The sequence below is a fragment of the Methylocaldum sp. MU1018 genome (assembly GCF_053646775.1).
Window position 1 is genome coordinate 42,386 of sequence record NZ_JBSJPA010000001.1, and the last position, 23,716, is coordinate 66,101.

The window sequence follows — 23,716 nt, forward strand, 5'->3', positions numbered from 1 at the left end:
AGTTTATATCCTTGCCGTTTGATTGAAAAGGGGTGATCCACATGGCTCAAATGCCGTTTTCCCCGTGCGACGACGCCTCGGCCTGCACCGATGCGTCCGTTGACATGTTGCGGCGCATCTTCGGCGGGGTTGTCGATGCGTTAGTAACCGGGGCTGATCCTGACACCGTTGCTGCCAGCAGCAACATCCTTGCCACCATGTTCAGCTTCTTCAATAGTGGGATTCTCATTATTGGCAGCCTGATCGTCAGCTACGTCGCGGTCATGGGGACGCTGAATACAGCCAACGATGGCGAGGCAATGGGGCGCAACTGGTCGTCACTCTGGACGCCCGTGCGGATCGTGGCCGGGGGCGCGGTACTGCTCCCAACCACAAGCGGCTTTAGCTTCATCCAGCTTGTCGTGATGATGTTCGCGCTATGGGGTGTGGGCTTCGCCAACGGCACCTACAAGACCGGGATGGCGATGGGTATCCTCTCGCCGGACGGGGTAGTGCAGGGCGTCAATCAGCCCGGCACCTACTATGGGATGCGTGACTTTGCGCGGCAGTATTTGGCGGCATCCTATTGCGCTAGGTCTGCAAACAGCATCTATGCCGATGGCGGAGTTTCACCGCAAGTGCAGGCCAATCCTACTCAGGACAAGATCAAGACTACGGACGGGCGCACCGAATACACGTTCTACATCAAGGATCGAAACGCCACGACCAACCTTGCCGGTGGCGAGCCGTTCTGCGGAACGGTCAACGTCGCTCGCTACACCGCGCAGGCGATGTCCGATCCTACCGCCGCTGCACTGGAGCAGCTTCGAGCGGCAGTGCAAGACAAGAAGGTGACTGCTGCTGCTGACATGATGCAGGAACTGGAAGCATGGGTGAATACGTGGCCCAGCGACATCAACCAGCCCGGATGGGAGAACGTCGATTCCGACAAGTTCAACACCATCGTGAAGAAGTACGAGGACAAGGTTGCGACCGACCTTTCGTCCTCGGTCACTGGCAATCAGGCAGGGGTCGATTCGGGCCTCACTTCCTTCGCCAACTCGCTCACCTCTGACGGGTGGTCTGCCGCAGGTGGTTGGTTCCAGCGCGTTGGCATGGTGCGTGGTCAGATTGCGAACGTGATGTCTGAGTCAGTCGGCTCGGTCACTGCGCCATCGCTGTCCGCGCTCCCCGCCGATGCGCGTTCCACGTTGCTCTCCAACAGCGTCACCACGGTCACTGAGGCGATCAACAAGAAGTCCGAGGAAAAGGCCAGTTACGCGAGTTCCAATACGGCCAAGCCGGAAGACATTGCCAGCCTGATCCCGAAGGACGCGCAGAGTGACATCAACCCCGGTTCGATCAAGGCCAACATGGACGCCAAGATGTCGTCCTTCGTCAACCGCACGATGCAGGACGTAGTGGAGATCGCAACCGGCGCTAATGGCCCCGGCACCACGCCTCTGTGCGGCACTGCGGGCCAGATGGGGGGGTCGCTCAACCGCATGAAGTGCGTCGGCGACTATCTTGCGGTTGCTCGCGCAGGCATTGCCGTTGCTGACGTTGCGATCAAGACGGCGGCTACCGCCCTGCGCGTCGTCGCGGGCACGCTCTCATCTGTCAAAGGCGTCGGCACCGGCCTCGATCTCGACAAGGTGGTGACGCCGATCTGGGATTGGGTGATCGAGGTGCCCGTCAAGCAGCTTGCCATGATGGCCTCGTACATCGAGCCTCTGGCCTTCTACTTCGGCGTCTTCCTGCCCAGCCTTCCGTACACGATTTTCATGATCGTGGTTGTCGGCTGGATTCTGGCGGTGCTCCAGTCGATCATTGCCGCGCCTCTGTGGGCGGTCATGCACATGACGCCCGACCGCACCTTCGTCGGAAGCCAGACGCAAGGCTACCTGCTCCTGCTGTCGCTATTCGCCCGCCCGGCGCTGGCCGTGGTCGGTCTGTTCGCCGCCGTTCTCGTTTCCGATCCCATCATCGACTACATCGCCAAGGGCTTCTTCGCCATGCGAGGCGCGGTTGTGTCCTCGACGGGGACGGTTGGCGCGATTGCCGAGTTCCTGACCTTCGCGTGGTGGTTCATGGTGTTCGGACTGACGCTCCTGCCCGTGCTCTACATGACATTCGGCCTGCCGCAAATCCTGCCGGATCATGTGCTGCGTTGGATCGGCGCTGGCGTGAGCGACCTCGGCGAAACGAGCGCGGTCGGCCAGATGCGCGGCGGCATGGCCGCAGCCGGTGCTGGCGTCGGCGCTGCCGCAGGCCGCCTCGGTAACACACCCAAGGCGCGTCTGGGCCGTGGTGGCGGCCTTCTGCCGGACGACACGCCACCGGGCGGTGGTTCTCCCGGTGGCGGAGGTGGTGGCGGTCGCAGTGGTGGCGGCGGTCGTTTGGCGCAGACCCTCAACACGAACCCGCAAGGGGTTGCCCCTCAAGCGCCGGAAATGCAGGCTCCGCCGCCTAGTCCGCCAGCAGATAACCGCCGTATGCGAGACAAGGTTGGCGAAGCCGCAGGCGTTGCGATTGGACGTGGAATCACTGGCGGCACGGCTGCCGCCGTCCGCACTGTGGGCCGTGCTGGAACCGTTGCGCTGTCGGCGGGCGCGGCTGGCGTTTCCGCCTATCAGGACTCTGACGGGGCGTCATTCGGCGAGCGGCTCGGTAACGCAAGACTGGCGGCAACCGGCGCTGGCATCATCGCGGGCACCGCCGCTGCGAAGATGACCGGCAGGGACTTTGCCAAGGCGGGGGGAACCGCCCTCAGCGAAGGCAAGGCCGCTTACTCGGAGGGCGCTGACGCCCGCATCGCTGCATTCAAGTCGGAGCTGCGTGGCGAAGCGCCGATCAGTGCGGGATCGCCGGGCGGGAGCGGTGCTGTGGATAGCTCCTACGATTCTCGGTATGCCCCGCCACCGTCTGACACGAATGCCGCTGGCGTAGCTGCGGGGGCCGTGGGTGCGGCTACTGCTGCCGCTTCGTCCTCGGCGGGCGCTGCTGCTGGCCCGAGCGCGACGCTCAGCACCGGAGGGAACGCCCCGTTGGGGGAGGTAGCCGGTGATGATGGATACGGGCAAGGTGAATCGGCAGCCAGCGCCGCAGCAATGGCTGCTGGGGTTTCCCGTGCAGGAGCCGCCGACTCACCTTCCGTCATCGCCGCCATGCCTTCCTATGGCCCATCGGACGACCCTATGGCCCATCCGCGTGACCGCTTCGGGGGTGATCCGGGGGATGCCTATAGTGCAGCCGTGTTGCAACAGGACACCTCTCGACCATCAGAGCCGGAACCGCCGAGTCTTGGCGAGTAACCAGATAGCAAAAAGCCCGCACGCAGCGGGCTTTTTGCTATGGAACGAGAAGCCTCACGGTTCACATCCGTTCTCGCTCTGCGTCTTGGCGAATTGAACTTGCAGTTCGGATGCGTTGCGTTCGATCCCGGACAGAATCTCAGTCTGTCGGGATGCCGTCACTGCACCGGGGCTGTGTTTGAGAATCGCATCACGTACATCTTCCGGCAATTGGCCGTGTTCAGAGATGCTTTCGAGAATGGTGGCTTCCTCGGCTTGATGCCAATCCGCCTCATAAGGGTTGTTCGCGCAAGACACTGCCTCAACTGCATGACCCCAGAAACAATAAGCTGTCCCAGCGGTGTTTTTCAGCGTTGACAGGTGCTCGATCCGCTTGACAACTTCCAAGCGGCTCACCGCGATTTCTTCTGCGATGCAATGCAATCGGAGAGCAAGCTGGTCAAGTTCGACCAGATCGGGGATCAGATCATCTTCGTCGTAATCCGCTTGGTATCTGGATACCAATACATCCGGGTCTTCGGCAAATGCCCGCAGCCTCGACGCGAGTTCATCAGTGAACACGGCAGGCCAGCGCCGAGCCACGAAATCCAGATCGTAGAGATCGCGCACCTTTGAGCGGGGATCATCCCCGTCATGTGCAGCCTTCAGTTTCTGGTCGATGATTCGTGGCAGGGATGCCACGCGGAGGCCGCGAACAGAGCGCACCTCTGATTGTTGGGGCGGTGTCCGGTACGAGACTTCCAGCTTCAACGAGCGTTTCCCGTGCTCAGACTGATACCGCACCCGGTATCGCGTGACAGTGGGCGTGTCTTTCAGTGGGTCGATACCATCAACCGTGATGCCGAATGGCACGCTGCGGCGAATGCGCGACTCCAAGTTGAGCTTATGGGGCGCGTCGAAATCCAAGTCCTCGGAGAAGCGGTCAAGGCCATAAGCAAGCAGCAAAGCCGTTCCACCTTTCAATACCAGCGGTGTATCGCCAATCCCTTTCAGGACTGATCGCATCAATTGCTCATGGATTGCATCCCGAGGATTCAGATCGCGTTTTTGCGTTCCCACTCAAGTACCTTTTCTTGTTGTTCTTGGGTGAGATGTTCGAGTGCCTTTGCCAGCAGGTCGAACACCTGCTGCTTATCGTTGTCGCGAGGCATCCAGTCATCCAGCACGACGAAATCCGGGGATTCGCCTCGCAACACCGCTGCGAGGATGAGATCGGCAGTCGCCCTCGCATGGTTTGCAGCGTAGGCGATTGTGCTCTCATGAGGTATGCCCAGTTCGTCGAGGACTGCCGTGCAGTCATAGACACCAAGATCACCGAGAATTTCGGTCGTGTCGGTCGGGCAACCAACACCAGAGATGAACGAGCGCGAACGCCTCTCCCTCGGTCGGAAGAAAGTTTGTTCCATGTGCCAGTCGCCGGTTCCTGTGGGCGATGGCAGGTTGAGCGCGGCCATGCCGCCGAGGTAGTGCAGCCTTGATGTGGCAGGAATCGTGACCGGGGCAAGCATGGCTTTCATCAGGGCACCCAATCCTCTTCGGGTTCCGGCTCTGTCGTGCGTAACTCGTTCTTTCGTCCGACAGATTGAAGCATGTTCAGAATAAACTGCCTTGTCTGCGGCAGCGATTTGGCGAACTCCGACTCATTTTCCGGGGGGGCTTTAATCCCTCCGGCCTCAAGCGCCTTGCTAACCTGTTGAGCGTACTTCTCCGCGAACAATTCCCGCACACGCTCGGCCTGTGGGGTATCTTCGCTGGTCAGGTCTTCGAGCACCCGGCGTACCGAGTTCATGAAAACGAGGCTACGGTTGTACTGCCACAACTGCTCGGTGTGCTGCCGGGACTTCTCTTGGTATTTCGCATCCAGATCAGCAACCTGTTCCTGCAATCGTTGATTGGCCCCCTTGAGCGCCTCGATCAGTTCCCGGAGGTCTGAGTCCGACTTGCGCAGCTTGGCATTCTCGCCGCGCAGCTTGGTGTTCTCGCGCTCAAGTTCAGCCACCTTGGCTTCGAGCCGGTCGATCAGTTCGCGCTGTTGCACAAGCTCGGCCTTGATGCGCTCCTTCTCGGCGAAGTGCTGATGGGTATAGGCAAGTTGCTCTCGCAGCTTTTCGTTCGCCACCGCCGTGGCTTCGTTCCACCCCGAGACGCGGCCTTCTTCAAAGCCCTGCTGATAGCCTTCTTCCAGCCCTTCCTCGATCCCCTGCTGGCGACCTTGGTGACGGCCAACATGCAGGTTGGCAATCGCATGGTCGATGGAACCGATGTAGCCTCCGTCCAAGCTCATATTGCTTCTCCCTGCGTGGTTAGTGTGTCCGGGCATGGCATGTCCCTCCAAAAAGACGGCATACCGGGCAGGATATGCCATTGGATAAAATAATAGGATTGTGGCGACATTGTGTCAATATGAATGTGGTAACAGTGTGGTTATAGTGTGGTGCCATTGTGGCTTCGTACTGCGCTTGCGGCCTGTTCCTGCGGCAGCGCAAACGCAGTCATCCGCTCCAGCGCCACGCCCACCCAGTCGCCACCGAACCGCTGATCTGCGAGCACAGAGCGCAGCGCCAGAATCGGGATGCAATGGCCCGGCTCGCCGCGCACGTAGAACGCCGCGAACCATTCCGGCAGCAGGTGCTCCACGCTCGCGTGGTTCTCGATAGAGAAGGGCAGGGCCAGCACGCCAGCCATCTGCTTGACCTGATCGCTGCGCACGCTGTCCGTGAGCCAGTACGCGACCGCTGTGAGTTCCCCTGCGCCGATGGGCAGCAACGCGACCAGTCGCGCAGCAGTCGCGTCGTGGAGGATCGCCGGGGACAAGTCGGAGAGCGGGCTGGTCGAATCCAGCGTAACAGGGCGCACCGGCAGCCTACCGAGAAAATGGGAGAGCAGGGTGTATGCCTCGAAGGCTGCGGGAATGTCCTGCCGGATGCTGGGAGAGCTTTTCCCCATGATGGACACGAACCCACCGCCATCGTCGGTGAGGACATCGCCACCGATGGCGGCTTCGATCATGGTGCTGATTTTGTCTTTCATCGTTACCTCACGGTGCTGGGGATTCGTCCGTTGCCTCGACTTCGAGGGCGTCCTCCGCTCCGAACTGGACGAGTTCCTTGAGCACGGGGAAAAGGCGCTCAATCTGTGACGCCTCGTGGCGCTCGAAGGCAGCCTGCTCAGCGTCGCCTTCGAGCAAAGCCTTGCGATGCGAGGCGTGCAGCTCGTGCAGGCGTCCATAGGCATCCGCAAGGCTCGTGCTGCTGGATGACGCCTCGATTTCCCGTGTGTAGGCGGCCTCGATGGCATTCCGCGCATCGGTGGCTTGCTGATGCCACGCGGGCAGTTCCGCGCCGTTTACCTCCGCGTCGCGTTGCGCACGGAAGATCAGACCATCGAGCGCGTCATGCACCTCGACGGGATGCGGTCGCTTCGCCGTTCGGCACCAGTCTGCTGCCTTGCGAGCCGATTCCCACCACGGCCCTTCCGCGCCGTGCTTCTGCACGATGCCTTGCAGGGTTTCGATGGGCGACCGCAAGTCGCCCAGCTTCCAATCCTTGAACCGATCCCATTGCTCGGCAGTGAATGCCTGACTCATCCCTCCCGCATTCGGGGTTTCGTTCAGCAAGTCAGCAAGCGCCTCCCGCGTGAGCGGTTCCGGGCGCGGTTTTCCGCCGTACTCGTACCAGCGGTAAAACTCCGTACTGTCTTCCTGAAAGGAATAGATGTCTGGCCGTACAGCCGCCAGATTGGCACTCTCGAACTCAGCGGCTTCTTCCATTCTGGCGTCAAAGTCCCAGATCACGCCCGCCGCGTACTCGCGCTGGGCGTTGGCCACGGCGAGGGCGTCGTCCTTGCCTTGATGCACGGCGGCTGCCAATTCCGGCTGATTGGGCATCCAGCGGACGCCGCCGTTCAGTCGGTTCGCGATCAGGAAGGCTTCGAGGTCTTCCTGCGAACCGATGGTCAGCGACTGCGCCGTCTTCGGATCGGCTGGCCGGGTGCTCAGGCTGAATGCGATCCCCTCCTGCTGCTGGGCCGGACTCACCGGCTCAAAGTAAAGGCGACCGAACTGCTCATGCTCAAACGCCATGAAGAAGGGCTGGCGAGCGTAGCGGTCATGTTCTTCGGCCAGATGGCGAGCCAGTTCTGCACCCACCGCAGCCGTCAGCTTCCAGCGATCTTCTGAGGTGTTTTCCAGCAGCAGGTCGAATGCCGGGCCTTCCGGCTCGGCGTCGATGGTCTGGACGCGCAGGCGACCGCCATCGACAACGCGACCGATGCTTTCCCGGAATGCGGGCTTCACCGGCTCGATTGATGCCGTGACGTAGTTGTCGTCGTCGCCGAACAGGAACGTCCCTAGTCTTATGTTCATACGCGCCTCAAGGGATAGTCAAAACAAGGTTTCTAACATATCATATTGAGCGCACGCTTAGAATATGTGCGTTACGCAGACCCTTAAAATGGGCACAAAAAAACGGCACGCGCTTTCGCGGGTGCCGTTCAAATGAAAGGTAAAAGCAGCCTCACAGCGCAATCATGGGCCATGAAACAGCAATCTATATCTTATCACGGTGATGCGGGTACGCCCATAAAAACCGCGCACTTCGTCGCGAGGAACGCCAATGTTGAAGCCGATTGAAGCACTGCAAGAGTACGCGCAAGCCAAAGGAATGGAAGCTGCCGATCTCCAGCGCAAGCAGGAAAAGCTGCTTGATGCGCTGCTGCATCCAACTCGCGCCGACCACGGCGAAAACGTGGTAGTCGTATTCGCGCATGGCGCGGAGGCAATGCGCCTTGCCGCAGTGAAGGAAGATGGCGACCGATTCCCGCACTGGGCCGTGCAGTCGTGGAGTGTCACGAAAGAGGACTGGCTGACACAGAAGTCCTACGACATGAAGCCAGAGATGCGCAACATCGCCTACATGGACGCAAAGAACTGGTATCCCGCTCCCACGCAAGCTGCCGCCGAGGCGAAGTGGGCCGCGATCAACAGTGACGAAGACGGCGCTTTGGAGCGCCTGTTCGACAGCCGCGCAAAGCTCGCCGAATTCTGGTACGAAACCAAGGTCATCGACTGGGAAGGACGCTACGGAGGCGATCCGTGGTTCTTCATGAGCGAGGTTGCCGAGACGGCCTTCGAGCGCGAAGGGCAGCCCAATCCGATTCTTGGCGAGAAGTACGGTGAAAAGGTGACAGCCCAGCTTGCCAATTTCGCCGCCGACTGGGGCGAACTGGCAATACCCGTACTGTCCGGCACCCTGCGCCGCGCTGGCACCAACGAGGTTGAAGCGATTGTGCAGTACCGCTCTGCCGTTGAAGCAATCGACGACATCCTCCAGTCTGGGCACGACGCCCACTTGCGTGCCGCGCCGCTCGGAGAAGCAGGCGGGGCCGACCGCTTTACTTACCTGCGTGACCGCGACGCGGGACTATCCCGCGCCGAACTGGTTGCCTCGCTGGAATCATTCATCGAACAGAACAAGGAGCTAACGATGGCTGTGACAGAAGCCCAACCCAAGGAAGACTCGTTCCTGATCTCGATCTACTACGAACGCTGGACGCATGACGACAAGGATGCTGGCGAGCCGGGCGAGCGGGGGGTTGAAGTTGACCGCGAGACAGTGGACGCCGATGATCTGGAGCGGTATGGCCGCGACTACGGCATGTCCGAGCCTTCCGCGAGCGATCCCAGAATGACGCCTCATATCTGGTTCAACTCCACATCCCCGCGTGAAGACCGCGAGCACTTCGAGCAGGGCATCGACAAGTTCTACAGCCTGCACGTTCATGAGGTGAACGGCCACGAGCCGGAGGCCGAGGACTACCAGAAGGTAGCCAACCTGATCGGCGTGAAGTTCGACCGCCCGATTGAGCTTGTCGAGGACAAGCAACGCGATCCGCTCTACGGCTACTACATCAATCTCGACGAGCGCGGCGACTTCTACGCGGACGTGCGCGATGCGGACGGGAGCACTGTGTTCGAGATTCGGGCAGGGGAGAGCCTTGGGGAAGACGAGTCGAGCATCTTCGAGGACGGCTTCATGCGTGACAAGCACGACCTCTCGGGGCTGACCGAGCACCTGCGCAGCCTCGGCGTGATCCCGCAGGACGCCGAGGTGCTGACGGCCTCCGAATTTGAGCAGCGCCTTGAAGCGCCCGAAGATGATGACGAACTGTCCATCGGCTAAGAGGATGCTGCATGTCTCTGGATCGTTGCGGGGCCATCGCTGACGCGCTCCGCTTGTCGCCTCCCCCGTTCGATTCCCCGGCAAGCCGGGAAACCGAGCCGGGGGAGGTCTATGAAACCCCTCATCCGCAGCGGAAACCGCGCCGCAATGCCTTCGGTCGCGCTGATCTGGCCGACGCCTATCGCAAGGCAAAAGACCTTCTCATCGAGCACAAGCTGTTCCGCATCGCCCAGTACGAGGAATTGGGGGACACTCGGCGACTGACCATCTGCAACCTCTGGCGCATCGAGCGCCTGCCGGACGCTTCTCTACGCACACTCGAATTCCGCCTGACCACAGGTGTATGGGAAGAGGTGAGCACGCTAGAGCACTGGCCCGAGGTGCCGTTTTACCCCATCAAGAAAACCCAGTCTCTCGACTGGTGGCGCTCCGTTGCTCGGCAAGCCATTTGGAAGGCGCTCGTTGCAGCCGGATACTTCAATCTGCCTCGCTTTCATACCGAGATCGCTGATTGGGATCACGATCAGGACGGCTATCCAGTACCGGCGAAGAACGCCAAGAAAGAGATGTCCCCGAGCCGCATGGCCTACCTGCTGATCGAGCGGTACATCGGGCGGCAGGGTGCCTACAACAACAAGCGCAAGACCTACGACTGGAAGCCGGGGCTGCTTGATCCCGACTCGATGATGTCGGGCGCTCGCGCCCTCCGGGCGGCCTTCTTTCAGCACTTCCTCGACCGAGAGGTGCTGTCGGCCATGCTCGCCATCGACTACCGGGACTCCGCCTTCCTGCGGTATCTGAGATACGCCCGGCTGCGTCCGGCGCTCGTCAAGGTTGCCACTGAACACCGCAACCTGTTGCCATTGCTTCCCGGCATCAACCCTGAGCAGTGGGGCCGCGACGACCTGTTCTCGCGCAAGCTGTGGGTCAGAGATGGCCGCAAGAGCACCGCGCTCGACCGCCGCCCCATCCGGCTTGCGAAAGGGCAGGGGGTTCAATGGCAGCAACGGGCGCACTACCAGAGCTTCGAGGTTGCCGCTGCGTGGCGCTGGCTCTCGAAAGCGTCCGCCGTGGTTGTCCGGGAGTGGGCCGGGAAGAACAACACCATCATCGCCAATCTCGCGCTCGCCAATGTCAGCGCCAAGGCTCCGGTGTACGCCTATGTCCAGATCGTGCGCGAGGCGCACCGGCTGGATCGCTACGGTGTCTCGCCGCGAATCCAGCAGCTTCTGCGGCTGTTTCTGGCGCACTGCGCGAAACTGTGGAAGGACAAGGGCTACACCGAGGTGCGTCTGTGGCTACGGGATAACAACCAGTCCAGCCTGTCCGTCATGCTGGACTATCTCGATGCCGAGGGTTTCGAGCAGGGGTTCCCCGACAAGCACTCGACATGGGCCGCGCTGCTTCGCCGCTCCGACGACTGGCATCGCCGGATTGCCATCGAGCGCATGGAGCAGGAACTGGATGGCTTGAAGATGCTGGAGTGGGCCTCTCTGGTGTGCGAGACAGTTATCGACGATATTGTGTTCACGCCGCTGAACGATTCCCGCGCCCTCGCCGTCGAAGGCTACGAAATGCACCATTGCGTCGGACAGTACGCCGGGTGGTGTCACCGGGGGAAATACCGCGCCTATTCGGTAAGAGAGCCGGATGGAAGCAGGTCTACCCTTGGGTTTGAGATCAGAGGCCGGAAGGTGATTTGGGATCAGCACATGAGCAAGTACAACGGGCCGGTTTCCCCTGCCGCGCATCATGCGGGCAGGCAGCTTGCTGCGACTTATCAGCAGGCGCTAGAGGCAGCCAAGCCGAAACGACAACAACGAGGACAACAATGACTCATCAATTCCACAGAGCTTTCCATGCAGCGGCCAACAATGAAGGAGGCATTCTCAACATTGGCCCTGCGGCGATCAGCATCGACAACGCGAACCTTCGTGCCTTTGTCGATGCTGTGGAGGCGGTGGAAGCAATCCGACGCGAAGCGGACGACGAGTCAAGCAGCTTTCCAGTGGCAGACGCAGCACTGCTCGACGGCACCGACTGGGGGCCGGTGGCCTACGTGCCGGAGCGAGACTCCTACAGTGTTCGGTATAGAGGGGTTTGCTGGGAGGCGTCGGCGGCGGTTGTCGTGGCTGCCGCAGCCGAGGTGAAGGCGTATCTCGGCGACATCACCAAGACAGAATAGACCTCGGTGTTGAGCGTTCGGCTTGCCCGGACGCTCAACACCGAGGCGACAAGCGAAGCGCGTCAGTATTGCAATCAGGCGAACAACTCACCCTGCGGATTAGACGCTTCCTTGCGGGGCGTAATGATGGGGTGGCCCAGTTGCCGCCGAATTTCCGAGCACCAGACCTTGTATGGGTGCATCCGCCGATCCCCCCACGGATAGGCTTCACGTAGCGCCTTCCGCAAAGCGCACATGTCGCTCCGACCGACGCGCCGGATAACCTCGGCGATGATCGGCGCGGCGCTCTCTCTCCACGTTCCCATCGTGCATCGTCTCCGGCAAAGCTCTGGCCGGTTGCCCGGCCAGAGAGCGTTCCGTCATGGCAGGAAGTCGATCTCGACACGCCGGTTCGCGAGGCGACCCGCCTCGGTGGCGTTGCTCGCCACGTACTCCCCGGTGCGACCGAAGACTTTGACCTTCACCTCTTCCACGCCCCGGCTGACCAGATACTGCTTGGCCGCGATGGCTCGTTGCAGGGCCACGCGCTGATTTGCAGCGGGCGTGCCCACGCTGTCGGTGTAGCCCCGGACATTCACTGTCCCTGCCAGCTTGGCGTAGGTGACGATCTTTTCGGCGACCTCCGGCTGTGGCACGAACTCGGTGTTGCCGAAAGCGAACGACACGACGATCTTCTCGATCTTCGACTGGATCAAGTCCAGCTTCGCGTTCGCGGTGAGCAGCGCCTGCCGCGACTGCGCCGCATCGGTGCGTGCGAACTCCAGATCGGCCTTCACCTGCGCAAGCTCGGCGGACAGTCGATCCAGTTCAGCCCGCAAGCGGGCGTTCTCGTGGGTTTCCGTGACCACCTGCACCGGGGTTAGCGGCTTCGGTGCCGCGCCCTCGTAGACGACCTGAAAACCTGCGAAGGCCACCGGGCTGCTGACAAGCAGCCCGGCCATCGCCACGGCGAGGATTTTCTTCTTCTGCATCATGCTCATACCTTTCTCCAGACACGCAAAATGAAACGAACAACCGCAACCCACAGGTAGCCCACAACCAGACTTGCTCCGGCCAGCAGCAAGAAGACTTGCACCCGGCCCGTCCCGGTCAGTTGCGGGAACAGAACGGCGGGGAACCACACGAAAGCCGCCGCTATCAGCGGCATCCACAGCAGCGGCTTGCCAAGATCGGCATCGCCGCCCTTGGTCTTCCACCAGTACCAGCCGTAGCCAATGGCGTAGGCGGGGAGGCACATCAGACACGCCATCAGGTACGAGTAGGAGAAGGCGGCCAAGTAGAACCGGAGCGTCCCTTGCGCCATCTCACCCATCGCGGTCGTGATGACAGCCAGCAGGAACGCCAGCGCAGCCAGCGCGAAGGGCAGAGACAGGATCGCAAGAGCCGCGCCCCGGTCGGTCAGGCTCCAGCGCGGTGCTGTCGTCGCGCTCCCGAACGGTGGTGCGTGCATTTGTCGGTAGGGTTTCATCGTTTCAGTTTCCTCATGATGTTGAGATTGCTCACCTTTCACCTTCATCCGCACCCAGCTTCGCGAGCTTCTCCGCGTCTTCCTTGCGGCGCGTGTCGCTCGCTTTCGCGTAGATGCGGGTTGTCCTCGGGTCGGCGTGCCCGAGTTCATCCTGCGTCGTTTCCAGCGATGCCCCGGCCATCAGCCGGTGCGTTGCGTTGGTGTGCCGCATCCAGTGCGTCGTCATCTGGGCGATCTGGGCGCGGCAGTGCTCGTCCGCGCACTCCGCCGCTGCACGCTGCCCGATGGTGCCGACCAGAAGCCCAATCGCCCGAGGCGTGAGGGGCTTGCTTCGCCGTGCCGCATTCACCGATGCGACCAGCGGGAAGTCCTCGCCGGGCACCGGGTAATCCGCGAGCTTGAGCGATTTGCGGTAACGCACCAATTCGCGCAGCAGCGTCGAATTCACGGTCACGAATTTCTCCTTGTTGCCCTTGCCCAGCACCCGGAGCGACCATGCTCGATCTTTGCGCACGAAGTCCCCCATGCGTCCGTGCGCCGCTTCCTCCCGTCGAATGCCCGTGTGGTAGAGCAGGGCAAACACCCAGCGAGTCCGGGCGGCGTGCGCAGCATCGGCTGGCTTGCCGCTCGGCAACGCGAGAATCCAGTCCCACAACCAGTTCCAGCTATCCAGATCGAGCAGCCGCGTCGGCGTCGTTTCCACGACCACCGGAGGCTTCACCGAGAGGCGGAATACGTTGCGCTGCAAGTAGCCCGCGTCTTGCAGGTAAGAGCACATCTGCCCGAGCACCGTGCGGGTGTAGTCGATGGACTTGTTCGAGAGCGGCCCGGCCAACGCCTGCGTGGGCAGTAGCGTTTCATCGCGGCGCGGTTTCCGTGGTCTGATCCAGTGCTTCGGCGGATTCGCGAGGTGCGCGTAGTACAGGTGGACGTGCTCCACCTTCAACTCGGCCAGCGCCAGACGCTGTTCACCCAGCCACAGCAAGAGGCGCAGCGCCTCGCGGCGGTAAGAATCGAAGGTATTGGCTGACCGTCCGCCCTTCGCCCGCAGCCAGAGCGCAGCGGCCTCCGCATCGGACTGCGCGTCGATAGCAGCGCCCTGAACGGCGCGGCCAAGCGTCACCCAGCCCTGCGGGAGTTCGATCAACTGCTCGCTCATCACTGCTCGTCCTCGCGCTCGAACACGCTCACGCCCCTAGAGCGCAAGCGAGCAATGCGCTGACGGCTTGCGGCAGCATCCTGACGGCGGCAGGCGTCAATGAACGCCTCGGGTGCCTCGAACACGGGCGCGGCCATGTCCAGTTGGGTGCGGTCGTAACATCGAATCCGCTCTGCGATCCGCATCAACTGGTTCGGCCTGTTCAGCTTCTCCAGCAGGATCAGCGCCCCGGCGCAATGCTGGGTCTTCCGGTTGGTGGAGCCTTCCGACGCCTCGCTGTAGTCAATGGTCTTGTGGCACCAGAAACTCTCGTCGCCCAGCAGCATAGCGTCGCAGATTTCCCGCGCCCGCTCCGGGTGGAGGAACGGGCGAATATCCGTCCGAAACGGGCAATTCGCGCAGGGGCGCTTGAGGTCGAAATTCATCAGCCTGCTTCCCGCGCTCGGGCTTCCAAGGCGTCTCCCGTCGCCTCGGCGCTGTGGCCCGCGTCGAATTCCGATTCCAGCCAGCCGTAGTGGTCTTCAACCGCTTGCGCGATCTCACCCGGACGCATCCGCCCCTGCCGGTTCAGGTGATACCGCAGGTCGCGCTGCCAGTCCGAAAACGCCTGCTCGCGTTCCTCTGCGGCCTGCTCTTCGCCCATCCGCACCCGGATGTCTTCGGCAAGTGTCATGAACTCGCGGTCGTTTTCGCCTTGCTCCCGGTACTGCCGCAGCATGGCCATCGCCGCGTTGAAGTGCGCTTCGTCAATTGAACCCAACTGCGACAGCCCGATCTTGTAGCCACCTCCATTCCACAGTGACATCACAAACGAGCGCAGCCACTTGGCCGTGCTGTAATGGCCCATCACCATGTCGCGATATTGCAGGAACGGGGATGTGTTCATAGAGCCTCCTTGGCGGCCATGTGATTGATGATTTGCAGCGTGGTCATGCAGTCCGCCAAGCCGCGATGTGCTCCGTTGACCGCAATGCCGCACTGCTGCGCCGCCGCACCCAGCTTCTGCCAGTGAAAGCGGCCATCTTCGCGCCGCTCGCCGTACCAACGGGCGTACAAGTGCATCGCGCACCGCCCGTCGATCTCAGGCATGGTCAAGCCATGCTGCGTTGTGGTCTGGCGGATCACGCGAAGGTCGTAGTCGGCGTTGTAGATCACGACAGGACGCCCGGCGACAGCGCGGCAGAAGTCGTCATGCACCTCTGCCCACGATGGGGCGTCGGTGACGTGCTCGTTCTCAATTCCGTGGACGGCGGTTGCCTCAGCCGGGATTGACACAGAGGGCCGGACAAGGGCATTGAAAACGGTCTGTCCAAGCGCGTCGATCACGCTCATCTCGACCACCTCTGCCTGCTCGTCCAAGCCAGTCGTTTCTGCGTCGAGGAACAGGCAGCCATCGTTGATCCAGCACTGCGCTGTCGCGGCACACTCCGCTCGGCGCTCGCGCTGCTCGCACTCAGGGCAGAGCGGCCCGAGCCACCATTCCCTGTCGAACCTCAAGGAGCAGCCATCAGCAGCGCATTCCGCCGTGCCGACCAACTCCCGACCCCGCTCCAGCGCAAGGCTTTGCGCCTGACTCGGGGCGCGGTAAGGGCGCATGGGAAGGCACTGCGCCTTGTCGTAGACCGCGTAAGCGCCGTGCCCCTGCCACACTTCGCCAGCAGCCCACTGCTGCGGTGCTGGCTTGAGCCGGTACAGGCTTTTCAGGTCGGTTCGGCTGAACCAGCCCTTCGCGGTTGCCTCGGCTTTGGAAAGGTACTTCCGGGTCATGCAATACAGCCCCTCTCAACGGCTCTCGCATCGTTCGTGAACGGCACAAGTGCAGGTGCCTCCTAGCGGACAGCGCACAGGCGCTGCCGGGGCCGTGACAGCCATTGGCTGCGCCGCGTCGCCGATGGGGGGCGCGGGCGGCTGCCGGTTGTCGGTGCCGGACATTCCACTCACCTCCATACCAGCAGGGTGTCGGGCGGGAGCATCAGATCGCCGCCCTTGGTCGAGACTTGCACCAGTTCCCGCGTCCGGGACGCTCCGATCCGCTTGCCGGTTCCAACCGTCACGCGGGCGATGCCAACGTCCCAGACCTCGATGAACGGCCACATGCCTGCGGTCAGCGCCTCGCGCATGACCAAATATGGCTCCCTGCCATCATCAATTTGCGCGACTGCGGCCTCCAGCCCCTTTTCGTAGGCTTCCAACGAACTGACCGGCTGTTTATAGCCAGCGGCCCGCACTTCCTGCTCCGCATCCATGCACAGGGGGCACAACGTCGCAGCAAGCCGTCTGGCCGCATTGATGCGTGCCAAAGGCGACGATGCGAAAGCGGCTTGACTGGTCGGCATAACGTCCTCCTGAGATAAATTCAAATAAGGGTGTTAGAAAACTTGTTTTGAGGTTGTCATTCTGGATTATAGTCCATGCCCGGTCAAGTGCTTTCGTCATTGCGCATCCACCGGGCGACCAGCCTCAGACACGCCTTGCACGTCACCTTCGGCTGATAGGGCGTACCGGCCCCGTCATGCGCCCGCTCAACCGTGGTAGACCAACGCTTGCCGTTGTTCCCGCTGGCCGATGTGCAGAGAAAGTCGCCCTTGCGACGCTTGAACCTCCCGGCCTCGAAGTCTTCCAGCAGGTAGATGTGCTCGACAGTCGCCTTGTTGCGACCATCCCCCCATGAACCTTCCGACAGACCGGAAAGCACGTCTTTGATACCGACATCCCACTGCACGGGCAGGGTGATCCCGGCATTAAAGGTGCGGGCCTCGTCACGAAGGGCGTCGAGACGTGCTCGTCTCTGCGCGTCCTCGGCAGCCCGCTTAGCACGGCGCTCTTCGGCGGCCTGCTCGATCTCCGCCTCTGTGGCGCAGACGAAGAAGCCAGCCGCATTCAGCCAAACCTGCACGGCGGCCCCCGTGGGCGGACGGTCGCCACGCAGGCGCAGCGCGACCCCCTCCACCGTAACCGTCGCATCGGCAGATACGATGGCCGGGTGCTGACCATGCCGCACTCGGTTGAACCAGAACGGCTCCAGCAGGTCAGGGCCAGAAAGCTGATATGTCTTCATACGCTCGCCTCCGCGCTTGCATTCACGGCGTCCAGAAGCCGCAGAACTGCGTGCGCGTGCGGCGGATCAGCACGATTCCAGTCCCACGCGACAAGGAACCAGTCGTCCATGTCCGGCGTCCGGTAGCTCTGGCCGCCAAGCCCGGTTTTCACAAAACCGATCACATCGTCACCAGCCCGAACCTCATGCCAGTTGTACGGCTTTGTCCTGTCAGGCCAGCGTGGCATCACCGAGCACATGGCTACGCGAGCCAGAGCCTCCGGGGGCAGGGGAGGCGGCTCGACGTAATCCTGCCTGCCCCAGATGATGTGATTGCCCCTCATGACGCGCCCGCCTTGAGATTGAGGGCCGCACGCGCCCCATCCAGCAATGCCGCATCCAACCAGACATGCACCATCCCTGAATCAGTTACCACCGGGGCTTGCGCCACGATGGCCTCGACAATCGCCCGCAGCGCCTTTTCCACGGCATCCGTGGGTTGTTGCTTCGCTTGATCGCTCATGACGCTTGCACCTCCGGTTTCCAGTCGGTCAGCTTCTTGTCCAGCATCGGCAGTTCGCGCTCAAGGCTCCCCATCTCCGACTCGATCTCAGCGATGTGGCGGGCGAACACTCGCGACCACAGCGGATCGTCGCGGGTGATCTTCTCGGCCTTGCCGCTATGGGTGCGCTTCGCCATCAGGTACTCAGGGAGAGTCGCCTGATTGGTGTGCGCGTATTTGAGGCCCGCCAGACGCTCGCGCAGCGTGGCAATCAGCCACTCCAAGCCCTCGCTCGAAACCTCAAGCGGCTTGAAGCGGATGCCGGGGCAACTGGCGGTCTGCCAGCCTTGACCCGGACGCTGGTAGCCGTGGTGCGCCATCGTCCCGCGCAGCACGGCGATGGGGCGGAAGCACACCGGGCAGGTCTTGACCACCTTGTTCGGGTTCTCCGGCTTGGCCGGGCCTGTGCTCGGGGCGCGACCCTTGACCACCTTGTCCTTGAGCGAGGCAACTGCCTGCGACAGCGGCAGCACCTCGGCGCAGTAAGCACGCATGGCATCAACGGCAGGGCCGGTTGCGGCGCTCTTGGCGACCTTCTTGCTCGCCGCGATGACATCGTGCAGGCCCATGATCGAGATGCTGTCGTAGAGCGCCTGCACGTCCTCGGGCTGCTCCTGCCACTTGCCTGCATAGAAGTGCGGCTCGCTGACGTGCTTCTTCCAAGCCTCATCAACAATGCGCGACAGGGTGAACTTCACGTCCTGCAAGACCACATTGCGAATGGAGCCGGAATCGACCCCTGCAAGCACCTGCTCGACTGCGGCGTCGAATCGCCGTGGCTCACGGACGGAGCCGCGAAGGATGGTGAATTGCTCAGGCTTCATGGTTGCGTCCTTTCAGTACCTGTGAAAACCGCCCATTTCGCCCTCGAACTCTGAGAGCAGGGTGTAGAAGGGGCCGCCGACCGCATCCTTGATGCGCTCCATGTCGGCAATCGAGCAGCAGCTTTTCGCCTGATCCATCAGGCGCTGCGCCTGTTCGTCGGTCATCTCGTCACCCAAGAAGGTCACGATGTTGAGGATGTCGTCAGCGTCCATCATTTGCCTCCAGTCTCAGCTCTTACGGGAAAGCCAGTCCGCACGCAGCGACCGCCATTCCCCAATCCATTGCTCCACGGTCAGGTCATTCAGCCGGGCGACATAGACCATTGTTGCGGGCCAGCAGTGGGCATCGCCCTCCATGAAGTAGAAGTAGCCATCCCCTTTGACCAGCACCTCCGCAGCGCCTGCGGCTGCCAACGCAGCATTCACGGCGCGAAAGGTCAGCCGACCCGGCTTTTTATGTTCCACGGCTTTTTTCTCGACCATTTTTCGCGCTCCCAACTCGTTGATATTGCTGCCGTTACTGCTTCTTTGCCGGGCGTCTAGCCCGTGAAACATCGACCCCGGCGACGGTCGTGACGGAGCATCTCCCCCACTTCTTCCCATAATAGCAGTTATGGGAAAAACTACAAGTGGAAGATTCTGTTTTGTATCATGTACGTTCGTATATGAATTGACACGAACGAGAACCGAGCCTACACTGCGACTGTGGCAACATTGTGTGAGGATGGTGGTAAGCATGAGCGAGGAGCGTGGCACCGCGACCGTCAAGCCGCTTGAGGTCGGCGACCGGGTGAACTGGTTGCGCAGCGCCCGTGGCGGGTACGGGTTCATCACGCCCATTGCGGCTGTCGTCCTCAAGATCGGCCCGAAAAGAATTCAGGTGCGCGTTGCGCAACGCATTGCCGGTGCATGGCAGACCAAGGCGTGCTGGGTTGAGGCCGACAGCCTCAAGCCCCGCGTCGCCCATGTGCCGGAAGTTGATGAGGCTCTTAACCCATGAAAACTGCTTACGACCTACTCATGAGCGCCCCAGACGATCAGGTCACGCGCTGCAAGATCGTCATGCGGGCGATCATTGCCGGGAACTGGGAGGATGCGGCATTCACCCTGAACGCCGCTGCAAATGAAGCCACTGGCGAATGGGCAGCCGACGCTAAGGCGTTGGCCGACCACTGCCGCAACATGCAGCCCAGCGAACATGTTGCACAGGAGGCGAAAGCATCATGAGCACATCCAAGCACATGCTCCCGGAAGTCGTTGAGAAGCACTGCGGTCGCATCAATACCGACATCCTCTCTGGCTGGGAAAAAGGGATCGGCCCAATGCGCAAGGTTGGCGGTCGTCTTCGTGACCACTACGCACCTGAGCATCTGAATGGGCAACGGTACTGGGACTGGAAAACCGGCTACGACGAAGGCAAGCGGTACAAGGCCATATACATGCGCAAGTGCGTTCACTTCTCGGGCTGGAACGCGGATGGCGAGGTTGTGATTCGGCGAACCGGATGGAGTGTTCCTCGCGGGGAAATCGTGACCCAGATGGAGCGGAAAGGCTGCTCCGGCGATGTCACGGTTTACTACTTCAACGAGAACGGCGAGATCGTGCGCACCGTGAAGTGCGGCATTTAGGAAAAAACAATGGACGAAATCATCAAGCACGAACCCGGCACCGAGCGAATCAGCCGCTTCCAGTCCCTTCAAACCGGACAGTATTGGCGGGCCTTGCAGCCGATCCCCGGCGAAGGCATCGACGAAGGCACCGTACTCCTGATCCAGTCGATCCGCTGGGTCGATGACGCCGCGCATACCATCATCCTGTGCCCTCACCCGAGCAAGATCGGCACCGACACCACCCTGAAAATCCCGCAGGAAGACGGCTCTGTGCGCGAACGCTGGTTCCGCTACACGGAGCACCGTTTCCTGCTGAAAGACTTTCTGGCCCAGTTCGAGTACGAGCCAGATCATCAGGCGGTACGCAGCGGCGAAGTTCGCGAAGTACAGGGGCGCATCAACGCCCTGCAATCCGAACTGCTCGAAGCCCAGAGCAACCCGGCGCTGCTCGCCCGCGTGGTCGAAGACAAGCTCCGCGAGCAGCAAGCGACTGAGACGCCCGAAGAAACCGACGAGGGTGCAGAGGTTGTCCCGGCATCCCCCGTGGTGCCGGGGCAGAGCCTCGTCAGCATCGCAACCGGCACCGTTGCCGACGCCATCGGCACCGGCATCACGCCCGAGGCTATCGCATCTCTCAAGCAGGCCGCTGGCCGCGAGCACCAGATCGCGACCATCAAGTCGCAGTGGATTCAGGGCAAGACTGGCGAGATTGCTGCCACGATCAAGGCGCTGACCCCTTACTACGAAGAACAGGCCGCCGCTGCGCTCGCGCAGACGGAGGATGTCCGCACCTACGTGGCGAAGCTGATGGAGGGGATCGAATCGCTCGACCTCTACGTGGGCAAGGATGTGGAAGTCACCACCATCCGCGAAGGCGAACCCGCGCCCAGCGACCAGCCGCTGACCTTCGTCCAGAAGAAACTGATGATGGACGAAGAACTCGCGGTATGGGCGGACATCGACGAGTGGTTCGACTTCTCCAAAGAGCATCTGTTTTTCGAGGCGCTGCGCAAGCACGACTCTTTGGTTCGCCAGATATTCCCGACCGAACGCTGCGTGCTGGTGATGGCGACCACGCGCAGATACATCGACTATGGGGAGAAGTGGACGAACCACGCCCGGAACGATGAGAACCGCAAGGTGTTCCTGCTGGTTCGCAACGGCATGAATATCCACCGGGTCTTTTCGCCCGTGGAAAGCCATCTCGGAAGCGCCCGCCTGTTCCCGTCGCGTGACGAGCAGGACGGCATCTTCCGGGGTATGGATGGTAGCCAGATCAAGTTCGAGGACGTGGCCTACACCGACCGCCTCGCGGCGCACGAGCGGTTCGCGCTGCACTACAAACGCTTCCTGCTGCTGGTCTGCGGCCTCGACCACAGACTCAAGCTGTTTGGCGACTTCTACGACGGCCCGGCCAGCTTGAATTTCGTCTCGCTCGACTTCCAAGAGAAGCACTGCCGATTCCTACACGATGATGACGGCTCGGCCATGCTGCCCGGTGAGAAGCGCACTCCGTTGAATGAGTGGATCGCCGAGAAGAATGCCTACCTGCGCTCCGGCTCGCGGGTGCTGTGCAACTGGTTCGAGGTCATGAACCCGGACACAGCCCCTGCCGCTTGCAAGACCGAGCGCGGTGGCGATCGCTTCGACCGCCGCTACCGCCCTGCCGAGCGCATGAGCGTCGCCATCGCCTACCGTGACGGCCAGTCGCTGTGCGTAGATGTGGCGGTCAGCGGACGCACGTATAACTGGGAAGATCGCAGCTTCAACTGCAAGGTCAATCTCACCAAGTTCAAGAACGGCAACTGGGACTACACCGATCAACCGTTCCTCTGTCTGGATGCCGTGCAGCCCGAGGAACTGCACTGGTACATCCACAACCGCGACACCCGCCGCGACCACCTCTCCTACATCCGCTTTTTCAAGGAAGCCTTGAAGTTCCTGCGGGAAGAACTGGCGAGCGAGCAGGACACCCGTCAGCGTCTTGCTCAGGCGTTGGCTGAGGGAGCCATCGCCACGGGCGACGAAGCGTCCGCGATCATCCATCAGGCGGTGATCGCATGGCGTGCGGCCAACCGTGGCAAGCCCCTGCCCCGGTTCGAGCATGGCGCAGCACCCGCCGCTTGGAAGTCGTTGCTCGACCAGATGTACATGCTGGCCGGTGAGGGGCAGCGGCAGGCCGAGGATGTCGCCGCCTTCGTCTCCGAACTGGGCTACGCGCCGCTGCGCCTCGTTCTGTCAGGCGGGGCAAAGCTGGTGATCTACGCAGCCCCCACGCTGGCCGAGCAAGACAACCGCATCGAGCCTCATGCGTGGGTGCATCGAATCACCGTTGAGCGCGGCAAGACGCGCTACGCCGAGAAGTCTCGGCGCTGGGCCGCGCTGCCCAAAGCAGCCGCGTCCGAGACGACGCTTCATCAGTGGCCGCAAGCCGAGGACTGGGCCGACAAGACCTCCGTATTCCAGAGCTTCGAGCGCAAGCAGGAACTGTTCGCTGCCGCCACCGGGTTCGCAGAACGGCTCAAGCCGTTCTGCGGCCCGATGGATGCGACCACGCACGCACGCGAATTCGCCTTGTGGAGCGACCTGCGCGATGACCTGTTGTCGGACTCGAAGTACGTCCGCAACCCGGACTTCGCCGTGCCGTTCGGCATGGTCTACTACCCGCGCAGCAAGGAACTCCGCTTCCTCTGCGTAGGCTCGTGGAAGCCCCATGCCGTCCTCTATCAACTGGCACCGGATGAGGTGTCCCGCGACCGCATCCGCGCCCGCTACACCAAGCCATACGCCGACAAGGGCCATGCCCAGCGCAGCTTCCAGAGCGATGTGGATGATCGCTATCCGTGGGCATTGCTCGAAACCACCGTCACGCTCGCCGACTCGCGCTTCGAGAACTACATCCACGGCCAAGCTGGGGTCTATGTCAGCAATGCCGATGGCCGCAAGTCCGTCGAGCCGCTGTTGGAGCAATGGTTCGGCAACTGGATGCAGGACGCCGACAAGGCAGGCGCACGCTACTGGATCGCGGATGGGACGCTCAACGACAGCGGGGAACTGATCTTCGACCAGTTGCTCGGCGTCCACCTGCCCGACAACTACGCGCCCGTGGCTGTGATGGAGATCGAGCTTCGTGGCGACACCACCCCGCCCGGCCTCACCCACTGGTTCGACATCTGCCCCATCGGCACCAAGACCGAAGCCTTGGTGGAAGGCATCGCCCACAGTGGCTACAGCAGCCGCCCGCACAGCCTGCTTTCACCCGAGCACGCTCGTGACTTCATCCAGAAGCAAGCCGCAGCCAACGGGGCTATCGCCCGCGCCGCAACCGAAATTGCCAATGCAGCCCCAACGCCGCATGGCATTGAGCGGTGGTTCATTGCCCCCAAAGAATCAGCATAA

The 23,716-nt window shown here is 61.8% G+C and carries 27 protein-coding genes; 8 read left to right on the forward strand and 19 right to left on the reverse strand.

The annotated features are described in order from the left end of the window. Positions 1-41 precede the first annotated feature (41 nt). Positions 42-3,293, forward strand: a complete 3,252-nt coding sequence (locus tag ACWJKU_RS18950; protein ID WP_454148283.1) for a DotA/TraY family protein — start codon at positions 42-44, stop codon at positions 3,291-3,293. Between the two features lie 54 nt (positions 3,294-3,347). Here the strand turns inward: ACWJKU_RS18950 and ACWJKU_RS18955 are convergent, their stop codons facing one another. From ACWJKU_RS18955 to ACWJKU_RS18975, 5 genes are all read right to left on the reverse strand, one after another. Continuing rightward, positions 3,348-4,352, reverse strand: coding sequence for a nucleotidyl transferase AbiEii/AbiGii toxin family protein (locus ACWJKU_RS18955; RefSeq protein ID WP_454148285.1), 1,005 nt, complete (start codon positions 4,350-4,352; stop codon positions 3,348-3,350). Further along, positions 4,328-4,810 (reverse strand): hypothetical protein, encoded by a 483-nt coding sequence (locus ACWJKU_RS18960; protein WP_323004819.1) that lies wholly within the window; start codon positions 4,808-4,810, stop codon positions 4,328-4,330. The genes ACWJKU_RS18955 and ACWJKU_RS18960 overlap by 25 nt, the downstream gene beginning before the upstream one ends. After that, positions 4,810-5,577, reverse strand: coding sequence for a FliH/SctL family protein (locus ACWJKU_RS18965; protein WP_323004820.1), 768 nt, complete (start codon positions 5,575-5,577; stop codon positions 4,810-4,812). The genes ACWJKU_RS18960 and ACWJKU_RS18965 overlap by 1 nt, the downstream gene beginning before the upstream one ends. 140 nt (positions 5,578-5,717) lie before the next feature. Next, a complete protein-coding gene (locus ACWJKU_RS18970) occupies positions 5,718-6,323 on the reverse strand; it encodes a hypothetical protein (RefSeq protein WP_454148288.1) in 606 nt (201 codons plus the stop codon). A gap of 7 nt (positions 6,324-6,330) precedes the next feature. Then, complete coding sequence (locus tag ACWJKU_RS18975) at positions 6,331-7,656, reverse strand: hypothetical protein (RefSeq protein WP_323004822.1); 1,326 nt, start codon at positions 7,654-7,656, stop codon at positions 6,331-6,333. 250 nt (positions 7,657-7,906) lie between these two features. On the opposite strand from ACWJKU_RS18975, the gene ACWJKU_RS18980 reads away from it, so the two are divergent. Genes ACWJKU_RS18980 through ACWJKU_RS18990 form a run of 3 tightly spaced genes read left to right on the forward strand, consistent with a single transcriptional unit; the run spans position 7,907 to position 11,657 of the window. Then, on the forward strand, positions 7,907-9,472 hold the full coding sequence (locus tag ACWJKU_RS18980) for a hypothetical protein (protein ID WP_454148290.1): 1,566 nt from the start codon (positions 7,907-7,909) through the stop codon (positions 9,470-9,472). Positions 9,473-9,483: 11 nt separating this feature from the next. Beyond that, positions 9,484-11,307 carry a PcfJ domain-containing protein gene (locus ACWJKU_RS18985; protein ID WP_454148292.1) on the forward strand — a complete coding sequence of 608 codons (1,824 nt, stop codon included), beginning with the start codon at positions 9,484-9,486 and terminating at the stop codon, positions 11,305-11,307. Continuing rightward, entirely contained in the window at positions 11,304-11,657 is a 354-nt protein-coding gene (locus ACWJKU_RS18990; protein WP_323004758.1) for a hypothetical protein, read from the forward strand. The genes ACWJKU_RS18985 and ACWJKU_RS18990 overlap by 4 nt, the downstream gene beginning before the upstream one ends. A gap of 74 nt (positions 11,658-11,731) precedes the next feature. Here ACWJKU_RS18990 and ACWJKU_RS18995 read toward each other — a convergent pair whose 3' ends face one another. The 14 genes from ACWJKU_RS18995 to ACWJKU_RS19060 all read right to left on the reverse strand — a co-directional run bounded on the left by ACWJKU_RS18995 (position 11,732) and on the right by ACWJKU_RS19060 (position 19,190). Then, a complete protein-coding gene (locus tag ACWJKU_RS18995; protein ID WP_101530144.1) occupies positions 11,732-11,962 on the reverse strand; it encodes a hypothetical protein in 231 nt (76 codons plus the stop codon). A gap of 54 nt (positions 11,963-12,016) precedes the next feature. Continuing rightward, positions 12,017-12,637, reverse strand: coding sequence for an OmpA family protein (locus ACWJKU_RS19000; RefSeq protein WP_101530143.1), 621 nt, complete (start codon positions 12,635-12,637; stop codon positions 12,017-12,019). Then, a complete protein-coding gene (locus tag ACWJKU_RS19005) occupies positions 12,634-13,125 on the reverse strand; it encodes a hypothetical protein (protein ID WP_454148295.1) in 492 nt (163 codons plus the stop codon). Before ACWJKU_RS19005 ends, ACWJKU_RS19000 begins: the two co-directional genes overlap by 4 nt. 31 nt (positions 13,126-13,156) lie before the next feature. After that, positions 13,157-14,284, reverse strand: coding sequence for a tyrosine-type recombinase/integrase (locus ACWJKU_RS19010; protein ID WP_101530141.1), 1,128 nt, complete (start codon positions 14,282-14,284; stop codon positions 13,157-13,159). Next, complete coding sequence (locus ACWJKU_RS19015; RefSeq protein ID WP_226331856.1) at positions 14,284-14,709, reverse strand: hypothetical protein; 426 nt, start codon at positions 14,707-14,709, stop codon at positions 14,284-14,286. The genes ACWJKU_RS19010 and ACWJKU_RS19015 overlap by 1 nt, the downstream gene beginning before the upstream one ends. Next, complete coding sequence (locus ACWJKU_RS19020) at positions 14,709-15,170, reverse strand: DUF7673 family protein (RefSeq protein ID WP_101530140.1); 462 nt, start codon at positions 15,168-15,170, stop codon at positions 14,709-14,711. Before ACWJKU_RS19020 ends, ACWJKU_RS19015 begins: the two co-directional genes overlap by 1 nt. Then, the gene (locus ACWJKU_RS19025; RefSeq protein WP_101530139.1) at positions 15,167-16,051 is read right to left on the reverse strand and encodes a 3'-5' exonuclease; all 885 of its coding nucleotides are present in this window, start codon (positions 16,049-16,051) and stop codon (positions 15,167-15,169) included. Before ACWJKU_RS19025 ends, ACWJKU_RS19020 begins: the two co-directional genes overlap by 4 nt. Before the next feature lie 170 nt (positions 16,052-16,221). After that, positions 16,222-16,620 carry a hypothetical protein gene (locus ACWJKU_RS19030; protein WP_101530138.1) on the reverse strand — a complete coding sequence of 133 codons (399 nt, stop codon included), beginning with the start codon at positions 16,618-16,620 and terminating at the stop codon, positions 16,222-16,224. Between the two features lie 83 nt (positions 16,621-16,703). Further along, the gene (locus ACWJKU_RS19035) at positions 16,704-17,342 is read right to left on the reverse strand and encodes a hypothetical protein (RefSeq protein ID WP_454148298.1); all 639 of its coding nucleotides are present in this window, start codon (positions 17,340-17,342) and stop codon (positions 16,704-16,706) included. Next, positions 17,339-17,665, reverse strand: coding sequence for a hypothetical protein (locus ACWJKU_RS19040; protein WP_101530137.1), 327 nt, complete (start codon positions 17,663-17,665; stop codon positions 17,339-17,341). The genes ACWJKU_RS19035 and ACWJKU_RS19040 overlap by 4 nt, the downstream gene beginning before the upstream one ends. Continuing rightward, positions 17,662-17,844 carry a hypothetical protein gene (locus tag ACWJKU_RS19045; protein WP_101530136.1) on the reverse strand — a complete coding sequence of 61 codons (183 nt, stop codon included), beginning with the start codon at positions 17,842-17,844 and terminating at the stop codon, positions 17,662-17,664. The genes ACWJKU_RS19040 and ACWJKU_RS19045 overlap by 4 nt, the downstream gene beginning before the upstream one ends. Beyond that, complete coding sequence (locus tag ACWJKU_RS19050) at positions 17,841-18,707, reverse strand: hypothetical protein (protein ID WP_101530135.1); 867 nt, start codon at positions 18,705-18,707, stop codon at positions 17,841-17,843. The genes ACWJKU_RS19045 and ACWJKU_RS19050 overlap by 4 nt, the downstream gene beginning before the upstream one ends. Before the next feature lie 12 nt (positions 18,708-18,719). Continuing rightward, the gene (locus ACWJKU_RS19055; protein ID WP_226331862.1) at positions 18,720-18,923 is read right to left on the reverse strand and encodes a hypothetical protein; all 204 of its coding nucleotides are present in this window, start codon (positions 18,921-18,923) and stop codon (positions 18,720-18,722) included. 12 nt (positions 18,924-18,935) lie between these two features. Then, the gene (locus tag ACWJKU_RS19060; RefSeq protein WP_454148301.1) at positions 18,936-19,190 is read right to left on the reverse strand and encodes a hypothetical protein; all 255 of its coding nucleotides are present in this window, start codon (positions 19,188-19,190) and stop codon (positions 18,936-18,938) included. Positions 19,191-19,443: 253 nt separating this feature from the next. Between ACWJKU_RS19060 and ACWJKU_RS19065 the strand changes: the two genes are divergently transcribed. The 4 genes from ACWJKU_RS19065 to ACWJKU_RS19080 are packed head-to-tail and all read left to right on the forward strand — an operon-like array spanning position 19,444 to position 23,716. Next, the gene (locus ACWJKU_RS19065; protein ID WP_454148303.1) at positions 19,444-19,707 is read left to right on the forward strand and encodes a hypothetical protein; all 264 of its coding nucleotides are present in this window, start codon (positions 19,444-19,446) and stop codon (positions 19,705-19,707) included. Then, on the forward strand, positions 19,704-19,934 hold the full coding sequence (locus ACWJKU_RS19070) for a hypothetical protein (protein WP_454148305.1): 231 nt from the start codon (positions 19,704-19,706) through the stop codon (positions 19,932-19,934). Before ACWJKU_RS19065 ends, ACWJKU_RS19070 begins: the two co-directional genes overlap by 4 nt. Next, the gene (locus tag ACWJKU_RS19075) at positions 19,931-20,335 is read left to right on the forward strand and encodes a hypothetical protein (RefSeq protein ID WP_323004766.1); all 405 of its coding nucleotides are present in this window, start codon (positions 19,931-19,933) and stop codon (positions 20,333-20,335) included. Before ACWJKU_RS19070 ends, ACWJKU_RS19075 begins: the two co-directional genes overlap by 4 nt. Positions 20,336-20,344: 9 nt before the next feature. Continuing rightward, positions 20,345-23,716, forward strand: coding sequence for a hypothetical protein (locus tag ACWJKU_RS19080; RefSeq protein ID WP_454148307.1), 3,372 nt, complete (start codon positions 20,345-20,347; stop codon positions 23,714-23,716).

Excerpts from the sequence above, each read along its gene's own strand:
- ACWJKU_RS19065 (WP_454148303.1), top strand. The coding sequence starts at position 19,444 with ATGAGCGAGGAGCGTGGCACCGCGACCGTCAAGCCGCTTGAGGTCGGC.
- ACWJKU_RS18985 (WP_454148292.1), top strand. The coding sequence starts at position 9,484 with ATGTCTCTGGATCGTTGCGGGGCCATCGCTGACGCGCTCCGCTTGTCG.
- ACWJKU_RS19055 (WP_226331862.1), bottom strand. The coding sequence starts at position 18,923 with ATGATGGACGCTGACGACATCCTCAACATCGTGACCTTCTTGGGTGAC.
- ACWJKU_RS19010 (WP_101530141.1), bottom strand. The coding sequence starts at position 14,284 with ATGAGCGAGCAGTTGATCGAACTCCCGCAGGGCTGGGTGACGCTTGGC.
- ACWJKU_RS18950 (WP_454148283.1), top strand. The coding sequence starts at position 42 with ATGGCTCAAATGCCGTTTTCCCCGTGCGACGACGCCTCGGCCTGCACC.
- ACWJKU_RS19000 (WP_101530143.1), bottom strand. The coding sequence starts at position 12,637 with ATGAGCATGATGCAGAAGAAGAAAATCCTCGCCGTGGCGATGGCCGGG.
- ACWJKU_RS19025 (WP_101530139.1), bottom strand. The coding sequence starts at position 16,051 with ATGACCCGGAAGTACCTTTCCAAAGCCGAGGCAACCGCGAAGGGCTGG.
- ACWJKU_RS19075 (WP_323004766.1), top strand. The coding sequence starts at position 19,931 with ATGAGCACATCCAAGCACATGCTCCCGGAAGTCGTTGAGAAGCACTGC.
- ACWJKU_RS19050 (WP_101530135.1), bottom strand. The coding sequence starts at position 18,707 with ATGAAGCCTGAGCAATTCACCATCCTTCGCGGCTCCGTCCGTGAGCCA.
- ACWJKU_RS18995 (WP_101530144.1), bottom strand. The coding sequence starts at position 11,962 with ATGGGAACGTGGAGAGAGAGCGCCGCGCCGATCATCGCCGAGGTTATC.
- ACWJKU_RS19045 (WP_101530136.1), bottom strand. The coding sequence starts at position 17,844 with ATGAGCGATCAAGCGAAGCAACAACCCACGGATGCCGTGGAAAAGGCG.
- ACWJKU_RS19015 (WP_226331856.1), bottom strand. The coding sequence starts at position 14,709 with ATGAATTTCGACCTCAAGCGCCCCTGCGCGAATTGCCCGTTTCGGACG.
- ACWJKU_RS19020 (WP_101530140.1), bottom strand. The coding sequence starts at position 15,170 with ATGAACACATCCCCGTTCCTGCAATATCGCGACATGGTGATGGGCCAT.
- ACWJKU_RS19070 (WP_454148305.1), top strand. The coding sequence starts at position 19,704 with ATGAAAACTGCTTACGACCTACTCATGAGCGCCCCAGACGATCAGGTC.
- ACWJKU_RS19060 (WP_454148301.1), bottom strand. The coding sequence starts at position 19,190 with ATGGTCGAGAAAAAAGCCGTGGAACATAAAAAGCCGGGTCGGCTGACC.
- ACWJKU_RS19005 (WP_454148295.1), bottom strand. The coding sequence starts at position 13,125 with ATGAAACCCTACCGACAAATGCACGCACCACCGTTCGGGAGCGCGACG.
- ACWJKU_RS18975 (WP_323004822.1), bottom strand. The coding sequence starts at position 7,656 with ATGAACATAAGACTAGGGACGTTCCTGTTCGGCGACGACGACAACTAC.
- ACWJKU_RS19040 (WP_101530137.1), bottom strand. The coding sequence starts at position 17,665 with ATGAGGGGCAATCACATCATCTGGGGCAGGCAGGATTACGTCGAGCCG.
- ACWJKU_RS18965 (WP_323004820.1), bottom strand. The coding sequence starts at position 5,577 with ATGAGCTTGGACGGAGGCTACATCGGTTCCATCGACCATGCGATTGCC.
- ACWJKU_RS18980 (WP_454148290.1), top strand. The coding sequence starts at position 7,907 with ATGTTGAAGCCGATTGAAGCACTGCAAGAGTACGCGCAAGCCAAAGGA.
- ACWJKU_RS19080 (WP_454148307.1), top strand. The coding sequence starts at position 20,345 with ATGGACGAAATCATCAAGCACGAACCCGGCACCGAGCGAATCAGCCGC.
- ACWJKU_RS19030 (WP_101530138.1), bottom strand. The coding sequence starts at position 16,620 with ATGCCGACCAGTCAAGCCGCTTTCGCATCGTCGCCTTTGGCACGCATC.
- ACWJKU_RS18960 (WP_323004819.1), bottom strand. The coding sequence starts at position 4,810 with ATGAAAGCCATGCTTGCCCCGGTCACGATTCCTGCCACATCAAGGCTG.
- ACWJKU_RS18970 (WP_454148288.1), bottom strand. The coding sequence starts at position 6,323 with ATGAAAGACAAAATCAGCACCATGATCGAAGCCGCCATCGGTGGCGAT.
- ACWJKU_RS18990 (WP_323004758.1), top strand. The coding sequence starts at position 11,304 with ATGACTCATCAATTCCACAGAGCTTTCCATGCAGCGGCCAACAATGAA.
- ACWJKU_RS19035 (WP_454148298.1), bottom strand. The coding sequence starts at position 17,342 with ATGAAGACATATCAGCTTTCTGGCCCTGACCTGCTGGAGCCGTTCTGG.